General features: G+C 43.6%; 22 protein-coding genes. 12 read left to right on the forward strand and 10 right to left on the reverse strand.

All coding sequences use genetic code 11. From position 1 onward, the window contains the following. The first annotated feature begins 31 nt into the window (after positions 1-31). A complete protein-coding gene (locus QWZ01_RS02385) occupies positions 32-1,042 on the forward strand; it encodes a glycosylasparaginase (RefSeq protein WP_290321620.1) in 1,011 nt (336 codons plus the stop codon). A 184-nt stretch (positions 1,043-1,226) separates the two neighbouring features. Next, the gene (locus QWZ01_RS02390) at positions 1,227-1,979 is read left to right on the forward strand and encodes a copper homeostasis protein CutC (RefSeq protein WP_290321621.1); all 753 of its coding nucleotides are present in this window, start codon (positions 1,227-1,229) and stop codon (positions 1,977-1,979) included. 416 nt (positions 1,980-2,395) lie between these two features. Here the strand turns inward: QWZ01_RS02390 and QWZ01_RS02395 are convergent, their stop codons facing one another. Next, positions 2,396-5,242, reverse strand: coding sequence for a hypothetical protein (locus tag QWZ01_RS02395; protein ID WP_290321622.1), 2,847 nt, complete (start codon positions 5,240-5,242; stop codon positions 2,396-2,398). Between the two features lie 255 nt (positions 5,243-5,497). Then, positions 5,498-8,287: an alpha-L-rhamnosidase gene (locus QWZ01_RS02400; protein ID WP_290321623.1), complete on the reverse strand. Its 2,790-nt coding sequence runs from the start codon at positions 8,285-8,287 to the stop codon at positions 5,498-5,500. A 462-nt stretch (positions 8,288-8,749) separates the two neighbouring features. Here QWZ01_RS02400 and QWZ01_RS02405 point away from each other — a divergent pair, with 462 nt between their 5' ends. The 3 genes from QWZ01_RS02405 to QWZ01_RS02415 are packed head-to-tail and all read left to right on the forward strand — an operon-like array spanning position 8,750 to position 10,021. Further along, entirely contained in the window at positions 8,750-9,322 is a 573-nt protein-coding gene (locus QWZ01_RS02405; protein WP_290321624.1) for an RNA polymerase sigma factor, read from the forward strand. Positions 9,323-9,373: 51 nt separating this feature from the next. Next, positions 9,374-9,787, forward strand: a complete 414-nt coding sequence (locus QWZ01_RS02410; RefSeq protein ID WP_290321625.1) for a hypothetical protein — start codon at positions 9,374-9,376, stop codon at positions 9,785-9,787. Between the two features lie 18 nt (positions 9,788-9,805). After that, complete coding sequence (locus QWZ01_RS02415) at positions 9,806-10,021, forward strand: hypothetical protein (RefSeq protein WP_290321626.1); 216 nt, start codon at positions 9,806-9,808, stop codon at positions 10,019-10,021. A 360-nt stretch (positions 10,022-10,381) separates the two neighbouring features. Here QWZ01_RS02415 and QWZ01_RS02420 read toward each other — a convergent pair whose 3' ends face one another. Further along, entirely contained in the window at positions 10,382-10,615 is a 234-nt protein-coding gene (locus QWZ01_RS02420; protein WP_290321627.1) for a hypothetical protein, read from the reverse strand. 131 nt (positions 10,616-10,746) lie between these two features. Here QWZ01_RS02420 and QWZ01_RS02425 point away from each other — a divergent pair, with 131 nt between their 5' ends. After that, complete coding sequence (locus QWZ01_RS02425; protein WP_290321628.1) at positions 10,747-11,409, forward strand: Pr6Pr family membrane protein; 663 nt, start codon at positions 10,747-10,749, stop codon at positions 11,407-11,409. A gap of 96 nt (positions 11,410-11,505) precedes the next feature. Here the strand turns inward: QWZ01_RS02425 and QWZ01_RS02430 are convergent, their stop codons facing one another. Then, positions 11,506-11,703, reverse strand: a complete 198-nt coding sequence (locus QWZ01_RS02430) for a hypothetical protein (RefSeq protein ID WP_290321629.1) — start codon at positions 11,701-11,703, stop codon at positions 11,506-11,508. A gap of 196 nt (positions 11,704-11,899) precedes the next feature. Beyond that, entirely contained in the window at positions 11,900-12,769 is an 870-nt protein-coding gene (locus tag QWZ01_RS02435; RefSeq protein ID WP_290321630.1) for a glycoside hydrolase family 16 protein, read from the reverse strand. Positions 12,770-12,883: 114 nt separating this feature from the next. Here QWZ01_RS02435 and QWZ01_RS02440 point away from each other — a divergent pair, with 114 nt between their 5' ends. The 5 genes from QWZ01_RS02440 to QWZ01_RS02460 all read left to right on the forward strand — a co-directional run bounded on the left by QWZ01_RS02440 (position 12,884) and on the right by QWZ01_RS02460 (position 16,659). Continuing rightward, positions 12,884-14,137, forward strand: a complete 1,254-nt coding sequence (locus QWZ01_RS02440) for a metallophosphoesterase (protein WP_290321632.1) — start codon at positions 12,884-12,886, stop codon at positions 14,135-14,137. A 98-nt stretch (positions 14,138-14,235) separates the two neighbouring features. Next, a complete protein-coding gene (locus QWZ01_RS02445) occupies positions 14,236-14,451 on the forward strand; it encodes a hypothetical protein (RefSeq protein WP_290321633.1) in 216 nt (71 codons plus the stop codon). A gap of 138 nt (positions 14,452-14,589) precedes the next feature. Beyond that, the gene (locus QWZ01_RS02450; RefSeq protein ID WP_290321634.1) at positions 14,590-14,880 is read left to right on the forward strand and encodes a DUF3892 domain-containing protein; all 291 of its coding nucleotides are present in this window, start codon (positions 14,590-14,592) and stop codon (positions 14,878-14,880) included. Between the two features lie 328 nt (positions 14,881-15,208). After that, a complete protein-coding gene (locus QWZ01_RS02455) occupies positions 15,209-15,688 on the forward strand; it encodes an Lrp/AsnC family transcriptional regulator (RefSeq protein WP_290321635.1) in 480 nt (159 codons plus the stop codon). Positions 15,689-15,696: 8 nt separating this feature from the next. Further along, complete coding sequence (locus tag QWZ01_RS02460; protein WP_290321636.1) at positions 15,697-16,659, forward strand: EamA family transporter; 963 nt, start codon at positions 15,697-15,699, stop codon at positions 16,657-16,659. A 126-nt stretch (positions 16,660-16,785) separates the two neighbouring features. Here QWZ01_RS02460 and QWZ01_RS02465 read toward each other — a convergent pair whose 3' ends face one another. Both QWZ01_RS02465 and QWZ01_RS02470 read right to left on the reverse strand, forming a co-directional pair. Next, on the reverse strand, positions 16,786-17,706 hold the full coding sequence (locus QWZ01_RS02465) for a ChbG/HpnK family deacetylase (RefSeq protein ID WP_290321637.1): 921 nt from the start codon (positions 17,704-17,706) through the stop codon (positions 16,786-16,788). A gap of 326 nt (positions 17,707-18,032) precedes the next feature. Next, positions 18,033-19,283, reverse strand: a complete 1,251-nt coding sequence (locus tag QWZ01_RS02470) for a DUF2130 domain-containing protein (protein WP_290321638.1) — start codon at positions 19,281-19,283, stop codon at positions 18,033-18,035. Positions 19,284-19,401: 118 nt separating this feature from the next. Here QWZ01_RS02470 and QWZ01_RS02475 point away from each other — a divergent pair, with 118 nt between their 5' ends. Next, complete coding sequence (locus QWZ01_RS02475) at positions 19,402-19,797, forward strand: hypothetical protein (RefSeq protein ID WP_290321639.1); 396 nt, start codon at positions 19,402-19,404, stop codon at positions 19,795-19,797. Positions 19,798-19,876: 79 nt separating this feature from the next. Here the strand turns inward: QWZ01_RS02475 and QWZ01_RS02480 are convergent, their stop codons facing one another. The 3 genes from QWZ01_RS02480 to QWZ01_RS02490 all read right to left on the reverse strand — a co-directional run bounded on the left by QWZ01_RS02480 (position 19,877) and on the right by QWZ01_RS02490 (position 21,755). Beyond that, the gene (locus QWZ01_RS02480) at positions 19,877-20,452 is read right to left on the reverse strand and encodes a YceI family protein (RefSeq protein WP_290321640.1); all 576 of its coding nucleotides are present in this window, start codon (positions 20,450-20,452) and stop codon (positions 19,877-19,879) included. 156 nt (positions 20,453-20,608) lie between these two features. After that, positions 20,609-20,830 (reverse strand): hypothetical protein, encoded by a 222-nt coding sequence (locus QWZ01_RS02485; protein WP_290321641.1) that lies wholly within the window; start codon positions 20,828-20,830, stop codon positions 20,609-20,611. 97 nt (positions 20,831-20,927) lie between these two features. Next, entirely contained in the window at positions 20,928-21,755 is an 828-nt protein-coding gene (locus QWZ01_RS02490) for an N-acetylmuramoyl-L-alanine amidase family protein (RefSeq protein ID WP_290321642.1), read from the reverse strand. Positions 21,756-21,835: the final 80 nt, after the last annotated feature.

A 21,835-nucleotide genomic window follows, 5' to 3' on the forward strand; every position in this document is an offset into this window, starting at 1 on the left:
CTTTTATAGCTGATTTTTCTATATTAGCGGTATGTATAACCGCCGTAAGTTCATCAAACTATCAGCCGCCGGAGCCTCACTGGCAGCACTCTCTAATTCAGCGTTAGCAAACACTATTATAGCAAAACCCGAAGCCACCCTGCCCATCGTAATATCTACCTGGGATTTTGGCATTATAGCCAATAAAGGTGCCTGGAAGGTACTTTCTGCCGGTGGCCGCGCGCTTGATGCCATTGAAGCCGGTGCAAGGATTCCAGAAGCTGAAGATATTACCAACCATACCGTTGGCCGTACCGGACTGCCTGACCGTGACGGCCATGTTACGTTAGACTCCTGCATTATGGACGAACTGGGTAACTGCGGTTCGGTTGCCGCTATGGAAGATATAGCACACCCCATTTCAGTAGCCCGCTTGGTAATGGAAAAAACCCCGCACGTAATGCTGGTTGGCGATGGCGCTACCCAGTTTGCAGTTGAACAGGGCATGAAGAAAGAAAAACTACTTACGCCCGAATCTGAAAAGCTATGGAAAGAATGGCTTAAAACAGCTAAATACAGCCCGGTTATGAACATTGAAAATGGCAACAAACCAGGCAATAAATACAACCACGATACCATTGGCATGCTGGCCATTGATGCCAAAGGCAATATATCAGGCGGGTGTACAACCAGCGGTATGGCCTTTAAACTTCACGGCCGTGTTGGCGACAGCCCTATCATTGGGGCAGGTTTATATGTAGATAACGAAGTGGGCGGCGCTACCTCAACCGGTGTTGGCGAAGAGGTGATCCGCAATGTAGGGAGCTTCCTGGTGGTTGAACTTATGCGCCAGGGTCTGTCTCCGGAGGATGCCTGTAAAGAAGCTGTTCACCGTATCATCAAAAAGAAACCCGAAACTGCCAAACAGATACAGGTAGGCTTTTTAGCCATCAACAAAAAAGGCGAATATGGTGCCTACGCCATACAAAGCGGCTTTTCTTTTTCGGTTTGTAATGAGCACCAGCAGGATCTGCTTATTAAGGGGAAAAGTTTTTATTCTTAAGGGGAGCGGGGAGCGAGGTTCCGGGAGCGAGGGGTGTGAGAAACAGGGAGCGAGGTTCCGGGAGCGTGGGGTGTGAGGAGCAACTACACTATCCCTCAATCATACTGATTTAAACTTTGCATATATCGCTAATTTTCAATAAATTACAATCAACAAAAACTTCTATACCGAATATTTTAAAACTATGAGCAACCCTGTTTCTCTTGAGGTTTGCGCCAACTCTTTGGCTTCGGCACTGGCGGCCCAGGAAGGCGGTGCCGTACGGGTTGAGCTGTGCGAAAACCTGAAAGAAGGCGGCACTACACCATCTGCCGGGCAAATACTGCTGGCCCGCAAATTACTTCACATCAAACTTTACGTACTGATACGCCCCCGTGAAGGCGACTTTTTATATAACGATCTCGAATACCAGATCATGCTGGCCGATATCCGCTATTGCATTGAGGCCGGCTGCGATGGTGTGGTAATAGGCATGCTTAATGCCGATGGCACCATTGATAAGGAACGCTGCGCAGAAATGGTGAGCCTGGCCAAACAATGGGGCTTAGGGGTAACCTTTCACCGCGCTTTTGATATGTGTGTTGATCAGTTAAAGGCCCTTGAAGACATTATTGAGATAGGATGCGAGCGCATACTCACCTCGGGCGGCAAGAGTACCGCCATGGAGGGTGCAACCATCATTAATCACCTGGTTGAGCAAGCTGCGGGCCGCATCAGCATTATGCCCGGCAGCGGCGTAAGCGAGGCCAACGTTGCCGACCTTGTACACTTTACCGGCGTAATCGAAGTACACTCCTCGGCACGCGGCCGTGTAAAAAGTAAAATGCAATACCACAATGACCACATCGTGATGAGCACCGTTCCCGGCGATGAGTATAGTATTGATGTAACAGATACAGGCAGGGTTATAGAGCTGATCAGGCTGGCAAATAGTTAGTTTTTTGTGTTGGTGGCAACACCATTCCTGTTCGGAAGTTTTTTCAGTTCCCTCCTTCGGGAGGGGCGCGAGGGAATTGTGTAGTGGCAGGGAGGGGTTTATACGTGTACCTATTGATCAAACCCCTCCCTAAACCCTCCCAGGGGAGGGAATCGCACAATCCTAAGCTTTTTTATTTATTTCGAACACTATGGTGATAACTCAGTTACCGCGAGATTAGCGAAGCGTATCTCGTGGTTGGCATATAGTAAGCTTTCAGCTTACATCAGCTGAAAGCTGTGGCCATAACATGTAACGAGCTTTAAGCTTGCTGCAGCAACAGATTTATTAGATTAAAGGATTCTACTTTGGTTTTTAGATGAATCGTGGCAATCTTTTAATCTTAAAAATCGTGGTTCAGACAATTCCCCCCTCCCCTAAAAAATCGTAACCGGCAATACCAGTTCAATGCGATTGCGGCCAGTGCCCCCGAAGAAATCATTATCAAGCAAGCGGCTGTACCTTATGCCGAATGAGATACTGTTCTGGTTAAAGAATTTGGTATCAAAAAACACCGCGGCACCTGTTGAACGGAAGTTTTGCTTAAAGCTGCTGCCGTTGGTGAAAAAGTTATTGGCCGTGGCGTGGGTATAATCAAAAAACAAAGCTCCACGCAAACGCAGCAAATAAATCAGGTTGCCAAAACCAGCATCAGGGTAGGCAAAGGGGAAATGATAGTTTACGCCAACCTTATTCATATCATCCAGGTTTTCGGCCGTGTAACCCTTACTGAACGGAAAATTATTGGAGAAACTGATCACATTGTTTTTGCCCTTTTCCTGATGCGCCACATTGATCACCAGGCTGTGGTTGGTAACCAATCCGGGGAAATAAAACGTACCTAATGCCAGCAATTGTGTTGAGCCAGCCCCGGTAATTGACGACTTATAATTTACGCTGATACTCTGCGCCAGTTGAGGGTATATATTTTGTTTGGCAGCCTGTGTTTGGTTGCTGAACGAGATATAGTTATTCAGATAAGTATAACTGCGGTCGGCAATTTTCAACAAGTTCCGCTGCTGAAAACTGGTACTGTTAAAATATACGTCGGTACCAAAGCTGAGACCGGTTATATGTTTGCCTCCGTTAAAGTTGAGGGGTACCTGTAAACCGCCATGCAGCGAAGTTTCGTTCCAATACACGTAGTTGCCCCGGTAAAACTGGCGCCGATCTAAAGTATAATCGGCTCCTGCTGATATATAGGGGAATAAGGCTCCGTAAATAGCATCAAATCCAAACTGCTTGTAACCTTCATTGGTGTTATAATCAAATGATAACTGCGACTGGAAGGTATTCAGCACATTTTCGCCGGTAATGGCAAAGGAGTAATTAGGATCGCTGATGTTGGGGATAATACTGTGAAAGTTAAAAAGCCCATGCGTCTTGGAATAAGGAGTAACCGGTAAGGGGTTATCAACCACACCGGCCAGCATATTGGCAGACGAATCACGTGCCAGTGCCGGGATCTTCATATCCGGCAAACTATGAGGGTACTCCTCCCGGGCATCTATCCATTTCAAGTCTTTTTTATCAGCCTCTGTTATCTGGTACCCAAACGCGGTAAAACCTACCCAGGCCAGTTTATGATTGCTGATGGCAGGCTGGTAATGACCAATACCCGCATCGTTACCTGTTGGCAATAGTTCGTAAAAACGATTGTCGGTATGCTTGAGCACAAACAAACGATCATTAACATCCTGGGTTTGGGCAAAGTATATATCCTGGTTTTTTACCTTGGTAAAACCGATAGGCCTGAAACTGAAAGGCATCGAATATTTGGCACTTCCGGTTTCTATATCAATCAGCGCGAGTGTCATTTTACCTTCCGGGTTGCGTACGGCAGCTACCAGTTTATCATCGCCATAAAACTGCGGGTAGGTGTAAAACAGTTTCAGCGGGTTGGGGAGCATCTTAATTACCCTTCCCTCTGCATTTAATATATGCAACTGGCTTGCTCCCGATGGGTTAACCTGTACCACCACAATCTTGGAGCCATCGGCACTAAAGGCGGGCGAAAAATATTTGGTTTTGCGGGTAATGCTATGCTCCTTACCGGTGCTCACATCTAAAAGCATCAGTTCGCTGTAATTACGGTAGCTCCAGCGCAGGTCGGGCCGGTAGGCTGCGTAAACTACCCTGCCATTGTTGTAATTAAAATAATTATCAAGTGATGATGAACGCGTGCTGATCTGCCTTTCATGATCACCCGTTTTTATCACAAATGCCGGGATATGATCATAAGTACTCTTCATATAAATGAGCGTACTATCATTGATGTATTCAGGATATTCCCTGTCGGCCTCAAAATGTTTAGCCGTTTTCGGGATAGCTTTTACATTGGCATCGGTGCCGCTAAACTGTTCCCGAAAATGATCGAGCCCTTCGTTTCTAAATGTATTGAAATCGGTACCTGCGTATTTTTTCACCGCGCGTTGAAATGGGTAAAAACCACCCTTAAAGGCAGCCGCATTGTGCGTTACATTTTTCCAGAAATCATCGCCATATTGCTGCCGCCCGTAAGCAACCAGCATATAGCCCAGCGGGTAATGATCGGGCGTATAATCTACATATGATCCGTTCCGCAGCTTCATGTAGCTATAGTTCCTGTCGGCAGCCCACAATGCCCTGTAACCGTTAAAAAAATAAGGCAAGCGACCCCTACCCTGTTCGCTTACATGGGTTTCGTTAAAAACGGCATCGCCCTCAAAAAACCAGTTGGGTACTGATAGATCGTTACCCAGCGCCTGCCCGCCTTCGCCAAACAAAATGCGTAAAGCACGTGAAAGGCCTACGTTAAAGTTGTTATACTGCTGCACATGCCTAAACTCATGTATGGCCAGTTGCTGCGCCCATGGCAGGCTGCCTATGTCGAAACTGTTTTGTTCGGGTGTTAAAAAAAATTCGCTCCGGAAAGGTGCCAAGCCCACATAACCATTGGCAATAGTGGTTTGGTTTTGCAAAACAATGTTCACCTGCCTTTGCTTAACACCAATTGTTGGCTTTATTAACCCGTTCATTTGCTGCACAATATTGGCCACACGGATACCGGCAGAATCCATGCCGGCAGGGAATATGATACGCGCCGGCAGCGTGTTTACCTGTTTCCACTTTAACGATGGCGGATTGCCCCCAAACTGCTGTGCCCTGGTGATGGTTGCCATTAACAGCAAAGCCGGTAGCAACAGCTTTTTCAGCGTTTTATTAACAACGGGGTACTTGTTCATTAAGGGTTCAAAGTAAGTATATTTTTGGGACTTTTGAGACTTGGGTACTGTGGGATTATGGGATTTTGGCACGAAAGGACTTGGGGATGAAAAGATAATGGACATATGCCTCACCCACCCGTTGCTACGCTTATGCCCCCTCTCTTCGGCTTCGCCGGAAAGGAGGGTGCAGGAACAACTTTACAATTGCGAGGAGGAACGAAGAAGCGATCGCGAACATTGGCAAGTTTTTACTCACCCTTCCACATAATTCACTTAATTATTATGCTTACCATAAGTTTTCATGGTATAAACAAAGTGATAAGTACCTGAGCCGATGCTCATTTGTGCATCGTTTCCTGTTTTTTGAATATCGGTAATTTCCTTCACGGTATTAATATCCAAGCCGCCTTCGGTTATCTGATCAGTTACTGATGGTAGTAAAATACTGGCCGTAGTATTTGGAGGAATAATAACATCCAGTGTAAATATGCCATTATCAATACTCCAGGCAGATTTCACCTTGCCGTACAATGTTTCCAACTCGGCCTGCGCGCTGCTTAGTTTACCACCCGGCCTTGGGGCAATCAATATGCTGTGGAAACCGGGATCGCTCTCATCAGTATTTATACCGGCTATAACGCGGTACATCCAATCGCCAATAGCACCGTAGGCATAGTGGTTAAAGGAGTTCATTTCCGGGTCCTCAAAACTACCATCGGGCTTAATGCCGTCCCAGCGTTCCCATATGGTGGTGGCCCCGTTTTTAACAGGATACAGCCATGACGGATACGATTCTTTCATCAACAGGTCATACGCAATATCGGTATGCCCGAAACGACTTAGAACATGGCATATATAAGGTGTACCCAAAAAGCCGGTGGTGATATGCTCATCGTAATCCTCAATATTATGCACTAACCTCTTAGCCGCCGACTCGCGCAGGTTTTCGGGCAGCATATCAAAATTAAGTGCCAGTACGTATGATGTTTGTGTGCCTGATATCATACGCCCGTTAGGAGTCACATACTCGGCCATAAAGGCTTTTTTGATGTTATAAAGCAGCAGTGTATATTTCTGCACATCATCGTTCCGGCCCAGAATTTTAGCTGTCTTGATGAGCAATTGGGTTGAATAGGCATAAAACGCCTGCGCTATCAGGTTTTTATCGGTAAGGGCGGCGCCATCTTCATAGTTGGTACCGGCATAAAACAGCCAGTCGCCAAAGTGGTTACCGGTATCCCAGAGGTAATTGCGGCTATGTTGCTGAATGTAGCCCACCCAGGCTTTCATGCTATCATACTGCTGCTGTAATACCTGTTTATCGCCGTAGGCCAGGTAAATATTCCACGGGGCAATAGTTGCCACATCGCTCCACCCCGAGGCCGCTGCTGATACGCTATCCAGCACATTAGGAATCACGTAAGGTACCGCCCCGTCCTTATGCTGATCGGCCGAGAGATCTTTTAGCCATTTGGTGAAAAAGCCTGCCACATCCATATTAAAGGTGGCGGTACCGCAAAAGGCTTGTGCATCACCTGTCCAGCCCATACGCTCATCGCGCTGAGGGCAATCGGTAGGTACATCAATAAAATTACCCTTTTGCCCCCATTGAATATTATGTTGCAGCTGGTTAACCAGCGGGTTTGAGGTGGAGAATTTGCCGGTTTGCGCCATATCTGAATACAGGGCATAGGCAGCAAGATTAGTAGAATCAAGCGGGCCCTTGTACCCAACAACCTTTAAATATCTAAAACCCTGAAAGGTAAAATGCGGCTCAAAGGTTGCGGTGCTGTCATCCTTAAAAACATAGGTGATCTCTTGTTTGGCGGTGCGCAGGTTCTTGGTATAAAAGTTACCTTTCTGATCAAGCACCTCGGCATGGAAAAGTTTAATGGTATCGCCGGCTTTAGCCTTGAGTTTAAACTGTACCCAGCCTACCAGGTTCTGCCCAAAATCAACCACACGGTCGCCCTCGGGAGTGTTAAACACCTTGAGTGGCAAAAACTTTTCATGTTTTTTTACAGTTGGGCCTGATGTCGCTATCAGGTTATCCTTGATGGTTTCGTCGGTTTTTACCGTATCCCAGGTAAGGTTGCGGTAGGTGGGCTCTGTCCAGCCGGTTTTTTCCTTACGGGCATCGTAAACCTCGCCATCAAAAAATGAAGAGGAACGGATAGCTCCGTACGCCACACGCCAGCTTTTATCCGAAGTGATGATCTGACGTTTGCCGCTGGTGTAAACTACCTCCAGCTGATAAAGCAGGGCCAGTTTTTTACCGTAAACATCTTTTCGGCGGTTGTAAGTATAGCCGCGATACCAGCCATCGCCAATAGTTACGCCTGTAGCGTTATCTCCCTTTTTTAGCAGCGAGGTAACATCATACACCTGATATTGCAGGCGTTTGTTATAGCTTGTCCAGCCGGGGGTAAAATAATCATTACCTACCCGTTTACCATTTATAAGAGCCTCAAACACACCATGGGCAGTAATATATAAATGCGCCGCCCTGATCTTATGATCCAACACAAAACTTTTGCGGAACATGGGGCTGGGGCCGCCGGTTGTATCTGACTGATAATTGTTCTGGATCCACTTGGCTGTCCAATCGGTGGGTTTCAATAAACCCATTTTCCAGAAATTTACCATGCTCCAGGGCGTTACCTGGTTTTTGTTGTTCCATACACGCACCTGCCAATAGCATTTTTGGCGCGAGGTAAGCGGAGGGCCACCATAGTACAAATGCACTGATTGATCAGACAATACCTTGCCCGACGACCAGATGATGTCTTTTGCTTTGGTGAGTGACACGGCATTACTGCCAACACGTATCTCGTATGCTGTTTGTTCAATATTCCTGTCGTTGGTTATCAGTTTCCAGCTCAGGCGGGGATTGGCCGCATCAACAGCAATGGGGTTAATTTTATATTCGCATATCAGGTTATCAACACGGAAATTTACGGGAACATTTTGAACCTGGGAAAAGCCTTTTAGTTGAAGAAAAAATAATATAACGATACTTAAGCATGCCTTTGGGAGCACGCCCTTTTTGGTTATGTAATTCATGCTATTAAAATATAGCTTTAGAACGATTTTGTTTGGCCATACTGCACTTTTTTTATCTGATAAACCCAAATATGTTTCATTTGTTACAATACCCATAAGCAAAAGTATTGATGGCGCCATTAATGTTTATACGATGCCATCAACCATTATTGTTGCAATTATTGTGCCTTGCAAGTATAGTTAAAACAAAAACAGTTCCATCAAAGAGTAATGGCCATTAAAGGTAGTTGCATCAAATCAGACTGTTTATCGGCTCATCCGCCCGTTGCTACGCTCTGGCACTCTCTTTCCGGCTTCGCCGGAAAGAGAGTAAATATACAAAGGAAGATTCCGTCCCCCTCTATGCGCAAAGCGGAGAGAGGGGTGACAAGCGAAGCGGCATCGGGGTGAATTTATTTTTCTCAAAATAATTTAAAATGTTTTAAAAGCACAATCGTCTATATCTTTATAAGAAGCAAAAAATTGATCACCGCACTAATGCCCGAAGATAAGAACAGTCATATTATACATACTATTAAGGAGTATGGTAAAAACCTGTTGGGTTTTATCAGGCGGAGAGTAAAAAGCGATGCCGATGCTGAAGACATACTGCAGGATGTTTGGTATCAGTTTAGCTCGGTTATCAACTCGGAGCCTATTGAACAAACCAGCGCCTGGCTTTACCGGGTTGCCCGCAATAAAATAACTGATAAGCATAAAAAAAAGAAGGAAACCCTGCTTGATGATATGCTTGGCCCCGATACTGATGAAGAGGACACCTCAGATTTTAAGGACCTGCTGTTCGCCGAAACCAGTACTCCCGAAACTGAATATGTACGCAGCCTGTTTTGGGACCAGTTATTTATAGCGCTTGACGAATTGCCCTTTGAACAAAAGGACGTATTTGTTTGGCATGAGCTGGAAGACCTATCGTTCCAGGAAATAGCAGACCTTACCGGCGAAAAAATGCAAACGCTGGTATCGCGCAAAAGATACGCGGTGCTGCACCTGCGCAAACGATTACAACAATTATACAAAGAGATAACAGAATATTAAAAAAATGGCCTCTGCTTAAAACCAGGGCCGCACATTAAAAAAATTAAGAAAATGAGAAGGATATTTTTTGAGAGGCCATACAGGTTCATATTTATCCCTGTGATAGCCGTTGCCGTACTCTCCCTGGTGAGTTTTGTGGTGATGCAGTTATGGAATAATTTATTGCCCGATATTTTGCATGTAAGTACCATTACCTTTTGGCAGGCGGCAGGCATATTTATTTTATGCAAAATACTGTTTGGCTTTGGTAAAGGAGGCAGGCCCGGCTGGGCTGGCGGTGGTGCGCCATGGATGCGTAAACGCATGGAAGAGCGCTTTAAAAACCTGAGCCCTGAGGAACAGGAAAAATTCAAGGCCAAAATGCGCGATCGTATGTGTAACTGGGAAAACCGGGGCGGCTTTGGCAAATTTGGCCGCCAATGGGAAAACGACTTTAAAACCGAACCGGAAGATAAAGACCAATAACCTATAAACGACATAAACATGGAAGTGCTGGTATTTTCAACAAGCGTTAAGGAACCGCGGCAGGTAAGTAAGGTAACTGCCTTGCTTACCAAGGTTCCGACTATTGCACAATGGAACTTTGACCTGGAAGATTGCGACAATATACTGCGCATAGTGGCAAAAGGTCTTTCGCCCCAGTATATTGAAACACTGTTAGGGAAAGCCGGTATCCATTGCCAGGAACTGAAATACTAATTTGATACCTCATGACAGGCTGTTTATCGACTCACATCGACATCGCTACGCTTGTCGCCCCTCTCTTCGCCTGCGGCGAAAAGAGGGTGAAAACAATTTTGTCATTGCGAGCATAGCGTGGCAATCGCGAACTGTACAGATAAAACCTGCATAGTTCGCGGTTGCTTCGTCGTGCCTCCTCGCAATGACAATTATCCATTTTACCGTCCCCACTTTCCGCCGCAGGCGAAGATAGGGTGGTTCAGCGAAGCGTAGGCAGAGTGAGTCGTTCGCATACCATGCTAATCAAAGATTATGCGTTTGATGAACTATTACTTAAAAGCAGCTAAAGAAACTTTAAGAAAAAATTAAAGCTAAATTTTACTTCGCAAAAACGCGGGGAGAGTTGCCCTGGTCGGCTCCATAACGCACCGTGTTGTTCCGGTTCCAGTCGTCAATATCAATCAGCCCTGCCCGGGTTTGATAGTGCCCGTTATCGTTGGGACATTTAACCACATAAAGCCCCGCCTTATCAGCCTCAAGTACAGGCCGGGCACCACATATTTTGCAGAATTTGCAATATATAGTCTTCGGAATAGTTAAAGAGCCGTTCATAAAACGTTTATTACGGATAAATTCTTATTTTGGTTACTTGGTAATCTAATTTAGTAAATATAGATCACATTTATTGAGTGCATTTTATTCATTTAATACCTGATAATATTACATTTAATAAAATATATAATATGCCACAAACCCTAACCCAGCGTATTACAAAGCCATCGGCCACTATCACATTTTTATTAATGGTATTGGTATGGTTTGGTTTGATATTGCAGTTTTGTATTTCCATGCAAGCCTACCTTCACGATGGGTTAAGTTTGCCCAACGCGTTGGTGCAATTCTTTAGTTATTTTACTATTCAGAGTAATATTTTGGTGGGGGTATGCCTCATTGGCCTGTTATTGAAACCGCAAACGTGGCTTAATGATTTTTTCTCTCGGGGTTATGTATTTACAGGTGTTGTTTTCTATATTATTATTGTGGGTTTAATTTATAATACCATATTGCGTGGTATAGGGAAACCCGTAGGTCTGTTCAGGTTGGCCGATGAATTATTGCATCTGGTTAATCCTGTGCTTTTTGTAATTTACTGGCTAATTTTAATTGATAAACCGACATTGAAGTGGAGCCAGGCACTTAACTGGCTTTGGTATCCTTTTATATATGTGATATATACCCTTATTCGCGGGGCACTGACAAATATTTACCCCTATCCTTTTATTGATGCAGGTAAATTTGGTTACAACAAGATCATGATCAATTCGGTAGTGTTGCTGGTGGTTTTTCTGGTGCTGGGTTTGCTGCTGATATTTATTACGCGCAAACTAAGTTCCAAAAAATACTAACCGATAATACCTGATAAAAACAGAAAAGCCCTGCTTTACAGCAGGGCTTTTCCTCTTTATGGTGTATTAACAGTTTCTTAAATTATTATTTAATGCTTAATCATTCCACAAATAATTATTGTGAAGCGACTGAGCCAGTTTATTTCTCATAAAGAAATCTTCTTTCTGAAGGCATTCATTAGTATGGATGTCTTCATCTGCGTTTACTCTTATTACGCTGCCTGCTACCTGTTCAATGATGCTTGATAGGGTGTGTACTTCGCTGTCTGGGATCTGAATTGTTAATATTGCCATAGTGGTAGATGTTATTGATGATGATAATTCAAAAATATGCAATTACGATTAGTACAATGTTTTAAAAAAGTAAAATTCAGACTTATGAAACATTATATTTTTGCGTTTTTTGCATTTATAAATCTTAAACGCACTATGTATAACCTGTATTATTAACAGTGTTTAGTTGTTACACTTCTTTAACAAACTTTAACAATTATGGCTGTTTACTGCTCCGGGTTACCAATACCCAATCAACAAATACTTTAGCGTTACCAGCCTTTATCTTGTTTACGGTACTTTCCGCTATTCCAAAGTATGGATCTTTGATCTTATTATATCCGCCAGGGTATCCTCCGCCTAAAGCAAAATTAAGGATGATGAACTTTTTATTATCAAATGCCCAGCGGCCATATTTTTCAACCATAGGTTTGGTTACGGTGTAGGTTACCTTGCCGTCAACCTTAAAAATTAAACTGGTTGGGCTCCAGTCAACCGTGTAAACTTGCCATTGGGTAACATCAATACCCGCGGCAAAATGCGCCCGGTACACAAGCGGCGTGTCGCCAAAATAGTTTGGCCCATGCAGGGCATGGCTTACCCAGCTCGAGTCGCCAATGGTTTCCATTATATCTATTTCGCCGCAATCGGGCCAATTACCATTGCCCAGCGCCCAAAACGCGGGCCACAAACCGGCACCGGCGGCCATTTTCATACGTGCCGAAGCACTGCCATAAGTAAACTCCATTTTGGCGCGGGTATTTATCCTGCCCGAAATAAAATCGTACTTCTTTTGCTCCTTACTGGTAAAGCCCGGCCTGTACAGCGCCTTTAATACCAATGCTCCGTTAGTTGCCCCTTCTGCATCGCTCCCCTTAACCATATATATGGTAGCAGCCGAATCTACATAGGCCTGCTGTTCATCATTCACTGTGTTGCCGGTTATCTCTACGTTCCACTTACTGCGGTCGAGCGTTTGCTCATTAAAATCCTCAAAAAACAGGGTATCTGTTTTAGGCCGATGCTGCGCGTTGGCATGCCCGGCCACGAGCAATGCTGCTGATAGTAATAGGAAATACGGTTTCATGGTATGGTTTATAGGTCACTAAAATAATGATTTATGTTTAATACATTTCCGTCCTCTAATTTTTACATTTATATTACTGCAGCTTTCATAAATTGCAGACTTATACATCATTATATGCACAACAGCGGCTTTTTCAAGGTATTTTTAATCATATCGGCAATTAGTTTATTGTTTGACTGGTATGTATTTTCAGGTCTGAAAACATTAAGTTCCGATTGGCCATCGCAGTTGTGGCGTAACGTCATGCTGTTTGGCTACCTCTTGGTATCCGTTGGTGTTGTCGCTTTATTCCTGGTAGGTTTTGGCAGCTTTAGTACAGGCACAGGTATGCGGCCATTTCATGAATGGGTGCTAAGCCTTTTCCTTACCTTTTTTATTACCAAGCTGTTCTTTGTGATCATTTTATCGCTCGGCGATCTGGGCAGGTTTGTGGTAGGTATGTTTAATATGGCCAGCGGTACCAAGAGCCAGCCCGCGTTTCCGGCACGCCGCAAGTTTATCAGTGAGATAGCTATCCTGGTGGCCTCGGTTCCGTTCACCTCCTTGTTTTATGCCATGATCAAGGGCAAATATGCTTACAAGCTGCATACCAAAACCATATACTTTAATGATCTGCCCGATGCGTTTGACGGGTTTACCATTACCCAGCTGTCAGATATCCACTCGGGCAGTTTTGATAATACCGAAGCCATGCAGCGCGGTATAGATATGGCCAAGGCTCAAAAAAGCGATCTGTTTGTTTTTACCGGCGACCTGGTTAATAACGTTGCCACTGAAATTGAGCCTTATATTAACCGCTTTAAACAAATTAAGGCCCCATATGGGCAGTTCTCGATATTAGGCAACCATGACTATGGCGATTATATAAAATGGAACAGCGAACAAGAAAAAGCAGCCAACCTTGAACTATTAAAACAACACCATAAAGCGCTTGACTACCGACTGCTGCTTGATGAAAATGTAACCATCGAAAAAAACGGTCAAAAAATAGCACTCATAGGCGTTCAAAACTGGGGGCGCGGCTTTATACAGGTTGGCAATCTGAACAAGGCCCTGGAAGGTGTGCCTAAAGATGCTTTCAAGATACTGCTCTCGCACGACCCAACCCACTGGGAAGAACAAGTGCGTTATCATGACACCACCGTACACCTTACCTTATCGGGCCACACACATGGTGCCCAGTTTGGTGTGGAAGCCGCTGGTATTAAATGGAGCCCGGTAAAATACCGCTACCTGGATTGGGCGGGTCTTGTTAATGAAAAGAACCGCTACCTGTATGTAAACCGGGGCTTTGGCTTCCTGGCATTTTCGGGCCGTTTGGGCATATGGCCCGAGATAACGGTAATTACGCTTAAGAAAAAGGCTTAAAAAGTATCAGACGCCGGATATTGATTTTTTGGCAGGATTTTTATGCCTGTTAGGTGTTGAACTTACATAGTTTATACATCAACCTTAAATATCAAGACATGGCATCTCGTGAAATAAAAAAAGCAGACAACCCGAATCCTGATGTACAAACCGGACATGGCAATGCCTGGGAAGTAATGAAACCATTTGTTCATTTCGGGATAAAAGCAACCGGACTGATAGCCACTACGCTGATAAATGTTATAAAAAACATTCCCAAACCCGAAACTAAAAGTACACCGCACCGTAAAAACGACCGGATCATCAAAATATAAACGATTGATGCGCCGATACTATAACCAGTAGCAATCCGTGAAAACACTGTTTTTACACATTAAAAATACAGTGTTTTCACGGATTGACGTGTTGGTATATATTGCTGACTTTGGCCGTGAATCCCTGATATATTGACTATGCCCTTACGAATAACAGGAGTAAACACCAATAATGGTGAATACGATAACCCATACCTGGCCATTAATTCATTAGTATGGATTGATGACCATACCCAAAACCGTGGTATTACCACCCGTGATGTGCTTTTTGACTGGATAAACGACAATGGCACCGCCTACGTTTTGGATGAAGAAGGAAATAAAGCCAAACTGCTTACCGCAACTACAAAAAACGGCTATAAATACGTTAAAACGGCGTTTGATGAAACCAAGCCCGACAAATTATTAAACCTGCTGATGTTAGGATAAATTAAGAAACCAAAACCTTATCTGCTTGCACCTGTCATAATTTGATGGGTGTTTGTTTTTATACCTTTTGTACCCCCGTTTGCCATCTGCTCTGATTGGCTTATTACTTTTTTACAGATCTTCATTATAATTTACACCCGGTTGATGTTATCGGCGCTTTTGCCGGTTGCTTTTCATGCCTGCTCTACTTGCTTTTTTAATATTTTCCTAATCCACTCTTACACATCTAAAATATACGTTTAAACACTAATATTATAGTTTTGTTGAATTAAATTCATTTATTAAATTTTATTTTGAATTTAATTCACAAAAAAGCTAATATTACAGTATGATAAATGAAGCAGAAATAGTTTTAGATAAAATTGACCTTCATATTTTGCGCCTGATGCAGGAGAACGCCCGCATATCAAACGCCGATCTTGCACGCGAACTTGGCATGGCACCCTCGGGCATATTGGAACGTGTAAAAAAACTGGAGCAAAAAAAGGTGATCCAACAATATACTACCCGAATAAATCCGGTTGCATTACAGCAAAAATTACTGGCATTTGTATTCATGAAAGCATCTGACGGACCGGGCAGCAGCAATGCCACCATTGAGCTGGCCAAAATACCCGAAGTGCAGGAAGTACATCATGTAGCCGGCGATGATTGTTACCTGGTTAAGGTACGCACCTATGACTCGGCTTCCTTAATGCACATTATGCGTACCCAGTTTAGCAAAATACCCAATATTTTAAGCACACGCACCACTATTGTGCTTGAAACCGTGAAAGAACAACAACAATTGGTTATACCCGAAAAATAAATATCATCATGACCTTAACTCCACAAAAATCCGCATCGCCCCTGTTAGTGATCATAGCTTTTGCTATTGTTTACCTGGTTTGGGGTTCTACCTACTTTTTTATAAAAATAGCAGTGGTTGGTTTTCCGCCGCTTTTGCTGGGTGCCCTGCGCTTTATTACAGCAGGCATTTTATTATTGATATGGTGTACTATTAAAGGCGAAAAGATTTTTGTTAAGCGTAACATGATTCATGCCGCGGCCAGCGGTTTCTTTCTACTGGTTATCGGCAACGGTGCCGTGATCTGGGCCGAACAAACATTGCCAAGCGCCATGGTGGCTATCATGGTGTCATCTCCCCCAATATGGTTTGTACTGCTCGACAGGCAAAACTGGAGCGTAAACTTTAAAAGCACGTCAACACTGGTTGGTTTACTAATCGGTTTTATAGGGGTGATATTATTATTCAGCGAACAATTACAGGGATTGTTTGGCCCATCAACAGGCAATTCAAAGCTGCCGGGTATGTTGCTATTGCTGGTAGGTTCCATTTCATGGGCCGGAGGTTCCTTGTATTCCAAATACTTTAACACCCAAGGTTCGGCACCTGTAAATACGGCCTGGCAAATGCTGGCAGCCGGTTTTATCTTCCTGCCATCAAGCTTTTTGCACCACGAAGTACAGAGCCTGCAATGGCAAAATATCCCTGCCAGCAGCTGGTATGCCTTGTTTTACCTCATCATTTTTGGATCAATAGCCGCCTTTAGCGCCTATGTATGGCTGCTGCAGGTTCGCCCGGCAACGCAGGTAAGTACCTATGCCTATGTAAACCCGGTTATAGCAGTTATTCTGGGCGTATTGTTTGCCGCTGAGCATATTACCCTTTTACAAGTAGGCGGCCTTGTTATCATATTAGGCAGCGTACTCCTGATAAACCTAAGCAAATACCGTAAGGAAAGACAAGCTAAAATGGCATTGGCTGCAACGGAATAAGGTGTCTTGACTGCGAGGCACTATACAATCGATCTTGACTAAAATTCACCATTCTGAACGATAGAGTGAAGACTTACGAAGTTTTAAAAACTTCGTAAGTCTTGCATAAGCTTAATCAACTGAAGTTTATTTATCTGCAGTTTTAAGTACACTGATATCTTTGGTGGCTAACAGTTGCTGATAATTAATAAGCTGGAACTTTTTACCAATCATACTTTTAAACTCGGGCGATAACAGCGCGGCCAACTCAGTTTGGCGGTGAAGGCTGGTTAGCGGCTTGCCCTCCTTACTGTTCATCATGTTGCTGTTCATATCAACCAGTACATCCATTTCAGGGCTTGGGGTGGCTACGTGCAGCACCATCAGATTAGGGCGATCAGCATCCAGTTTGGTGTTCAAATAATCCAGGAACGCCGATTTTTTGGTGGCGATAGGCTCACCCCACATTTCCTTATAGGTTTCGCCAAAGTAATTAACGCTGCTTAATATAGATATACCCAGTTTATATTTATGGGCCAGTTTTTCGGTCAATGCCCGCAATTCCGGGGTGGACAGGGCTATCCCCATATGCGGGTCAATATAGCTGATTTTTAAGCCGGAGGCCAAAGCGCGCTCAATTTGTGCCGACAGTTCTTTTTCAACCTCGTCAATCTTATACCCGCTTTTGGCAAATGCCCGTGTTGATTGCGGAAAGTACCCGTTGCTATCAACCAGGCTTGGTACAGCAGTGCGTCCCAGTACGGGACCCCAGCGGTAGTTTTTCCACTCAGATGTCAGCGTTAAATGCACTCCCACGCTTACCTGCGGATATTTTTTCAGTATCTCCACCGCTTCCTGGTACCACGGGCAGGCAAACTGCAGCGACACGGAAAAGGGCATCCCGGTTTCGGCTACCTTTTTAGCGGCCATATTAACAGAGTGGTTCATCCCGATATCATCAAGCCTGATGAGCAGTTTTGGTAGTTTATCTGAGGTTTGCGCTTTGGCCGAAGAGGTAACTATAGCCAATAAAACGAGGCATAAATAAAAGGCAGTAACTTTTTTCATACATGAACTAATTTCAGGAATACGTTTTGGAAATACTTTAGGATCAATATTGTGGAGGTTAAGATAATAAATTTCGAAATACAAAAGGCCGGTTACACAATAACCGGCCTTTTGTATTAATAATTATACATTGATGCTTATTCGTTCTATAGGTGTTCAAAAATAAATTCACAAAAGTGTTGTCATTTCGACGAATAAGGTGGTATTGAGCGTAGAGTGAGGAGAAATCTTACATAACATACATAATGATTTGCAGATCTTATAAGATTTCTCCTCGTTCCTCGTCGAAATGACAAACTTTTTGCTTCTCCGAACACATATAGTGCTTACTCCAGCAGCAAAGCGTCTTCGTCGTCGGTTAGGCTAAGTTGTATGGTATCATTACCGGCAATGCCTTCAATGCTGCCTTTAATGTGGGCAGCATTTAATAATACTTTTTCCAATTGCTTTTCGCGGGCCTTCCACATTTTTTCCATGGCATCGCGTTCTTTCTGGATAGACAGGCGCATGCTCATGTAGCCCTCGCGGATGGCTTTCCATTGTTCAGAAAATTCGCTGCTGGTTAAATAATCATATAGCAGATGCATTTTATCACCCTTATTTTCCTGAGAGCGTGCCTGGTTAGATAGTTTGATCACTCCATCCCGCAGGATGTATGATACCGCCTTTACCTCGTCAAAACTACAGATCCAAACACCATCCTTTTCGCCAAAGCAATCCATTCCCTTAGGGTAGCATTGGGTAACAATAACGGCCACATCAACACCAACGCCGCGCATGTCTTTTTTAAGTTTCTCAATCCAGTCGGCACCAAAGGTTGCAGTGCGTTTGCTTTCATAAATAATGCGGCCGCACTCCTGGCCAAACTGGTTGCGCACGGTTTGTATACAATCGGCACCGCGCACACCTTTGCCCACTTCGCTGATCACATCAAACGGGAAATAATTACGCAGCAGCTCTTCCAATATCAACTCCTGAGCTTCGCCCTGTAGTTGCATGGAGCCTTGTTCGGCTTTACGTTTCATCTCTTCGGCCAGTTTTTTCTGATCGTCGAGCTGTTTTTCAAGCTCCTTAACCTTGAGCTGGTATTCGGTATCCTTTATGCTGTGGCGTTCGTTTTCCTGCTTGCGTATCTGCTCGCTCAGTTCGTTGCGCTGCTCCTGTAGTTTGCGCTGCAGGGCCAGTTCCATTTCTTCTTCTTTCTGATGCAGTAACTTTTCGCGCTGTAAAAACTCCAGCTCTTTCTGGCGCGAAAGTTTTAGTTTTTCCTCACTTTCCTGTGCCGATGTTTTAAGCATCAGCAACTGGTTTTCAAAATCCTCGCTGATCGATTTGCGCAGGTTTTGCTCCATGGCCTGCTGCAACTGCTTTTTTTCGTCGGTTAAGCGTTGCTCAAAAGCTTCCTTCTGCTGGCGCTCCTTAGTTAAAAATTCCTCATCCTTTTTACGATATTCCTCCTCCTTTTGGCGGGTATAATCCTGCATTTTAACCCGGAGTTCCTTTTTGTACTCCTCGGCCATCACCTCCTCTATCGGAAAACCAAAACCACAACTTGGGCACTTAACTTCTGTAGCCATAATGTAAAATATTGCGAAAAAATAGTTCCGCTGACCAAATATAGCTAAATTACTTAGTGTGTATAATACTATAACCCGCAAGGTTGCAGTTATCAATTATATTAGCTAAATTTAATCAATGCAAATTTTACAAATAGGTAAAGCGCTCTGGAGTTACGATTACGAAATTGCAGGCTATACATTGGCTGATGGAGCGGGTACCCTATTTTCGCTCACTCCACCCCCTCACCACCGCGAAGGCGAAATTATATTAACAAGCGATAGCCTGGTTATCGACGGCTACAACTATCTTCATATTCCGCTTGAAAAACTGGAACAGGTATATCTTGGCTTTGATGATATATATAAAAGATCATTCGTAAAAAATTACGGTATGTTTTGCCAGCCTTTAAGGCTCAGGTATAAAACCAAGGAAGGTTCAAACACCATATATCTTATTGTTGATCATAAATTTTTCAGCACCAGCAATCAGCTATGGTTTGACACCCTAAAACAACTCCTGGCCGACGAATAAAATATTTAAGCCACATTAAAAACAAACGGCGTGCCCATTTACATGAGCACGCCGTTTTGCGTATATATGTTAATAGTAATTATTTAGCTTTACCAAATTCGCCGTTAGCTTTGATAGCAACTTCGTCGCTAACAATAGCAGCAGGGATTGACGGACCGAAAGTAAAATCAGAACGTTTGATAGTACCTGTTAACTGGAAGCCAGCATCATCAGCTTTGCTCATTGGGTTAACAATTGTACCGCGGTACCATAAATCAAAAGTAGCAGGTTTTGTTACACCATGTAAAGTAAGGTTACCTGTAAGTTTGTAGTGTTTATCAGATGTTTTGGTGATAGCAGTGCTGGTGAAAGTAAGTGTTGGATATTTAGCCACATCAAAAAAGGCATCACTTTTAATGTGACCATCACGTTGATCCTGATCTGTAGTTACAGAAGCAGTTTGAATGCTGATCTGGAATTTAGCATCGCTAAAATCAGGTTTTGAAGTAGTGATAGTTGCATCATAGTTTTTAAAAGTACCATCAACATCAGACACCATTAAGTGAGTTGCAGTGAATTTAACATTTGAGTGAGCTTTGTCAACAGTCCAGGTAGTTTGTGCTGATGCGGCTGTGTACAAAAATGCCGATGCCAACAGGATAAAGATCTTTTTCATTGTGTTTTAATTTTTAAATTTCTTTTTTTTATGGCCCAAAAGTAGATAAATGATTTTAATCTTTTCAAGAATATATGTTTAAACATCTTTTTATTGAAATTGCATGACAAAATCACTACCATTTTACTGGACTTTAAAAGAAAACGCTCTGAAAAACTACTGATTATCAACTAAATGATCGTCGATGGCAGCTCCTATTTGCTCAAGCGGGATAACAGCCGTTAGTGGCTCGTGCTTAATGTATACCCAATTACCCGCGTCTGTTTTGCCGATGGTGTAGTTCACGTTAAGGTTAAAAACATCAAACAGTTTTGGAAACCCGGAATGAAGACTTACCTGGTAATCTATTTTATCGATGGTTACTGTAAAAGGTTCCACGGTAATTATTTTTTATACTAAGCTAAGCAAATGTTGGTATAATTGGTAGCAATCAATTTGTTTAGGAGTACAGAAGAAATAAACGTTGTGGTATGCCTTATCGCCCTTCTAAATTATCGCGGTATTGTTTTAAGGCCCTTAGTATTGACCTGGCTATCTCACTTTGGCCTGCACTGGAGTTCAGGTATTCCTCGTCGGATGCGTTGTTGATAAAGCCCGTTTCAACCAGTACGGCAGGCATACCACTTTGAGCCAGCACCAGTACGCCTTGCTCTTTTACACCATGACTGCGGCGGCCATCGGTCTTTTTAAATTCGGTGGCAACCAAATCGCCAAACTGGATGCTCTGTTTGCGGTATTTTTGCTGAAATGCGTTCAGTACAATGGTATTTACAACGGCATCGTCACCATAACCGTTGTATTTATTTTTGTAATCCTTTTCTATATAGATAGAAGCATTTTCGCGCAGGGCCTCGCGCTGCTCCTGGCTACGGTGAAAACCATAAACCAGCAACAAAGGCCCGCGTTCGGTACCATGACGCTGCGGCGAGGAATTACAGTGGATAGATATAAACAGGTTGCCATGATTATCATTGGCAATATCGGCACGCTTGTGCAACTCCACAAAAACATCGGTACTGCGGGTCATCACCACTTTTATGCTGGGCATTTGATCGTTAATCAAATCGCGCAGCTTTTTGGCTACACCAAGGGCCACACTTTTTTCGTTGGAGTAAGCACCATGGGCACCCGGATCTTTACCCCCATGCCCGGCATCAATAATTACGGTTTTAAATTTAAAGGTACTTGAAAGAGTTTTGCCTGCCGCATCCTGCTGTGCCGCGGAAATAGTAGTGCTGAATAAGCTGCCTACAAAAAAAAGAAATGCTATAATGTAGTTACTTTTTAGGCAAATGGCAGGCATGAAAAATATATTGATACTGGTAGCAAAACATGTTATTATAATCTCTTTATTATGATATTGTTTTACGTATGTAGTTAAAA

It is taken from the genome of Mucilaginibacter aquaedulcis (assembly GCF_030409325.1).
Classification (GTDB): Bacteria; Bacteroidota; Bacteroidia; order Sphingobacteriales; family Sphingobacteriaceae; genus Mucilaginibacter; species Mucilaginibacter aquaedulcis.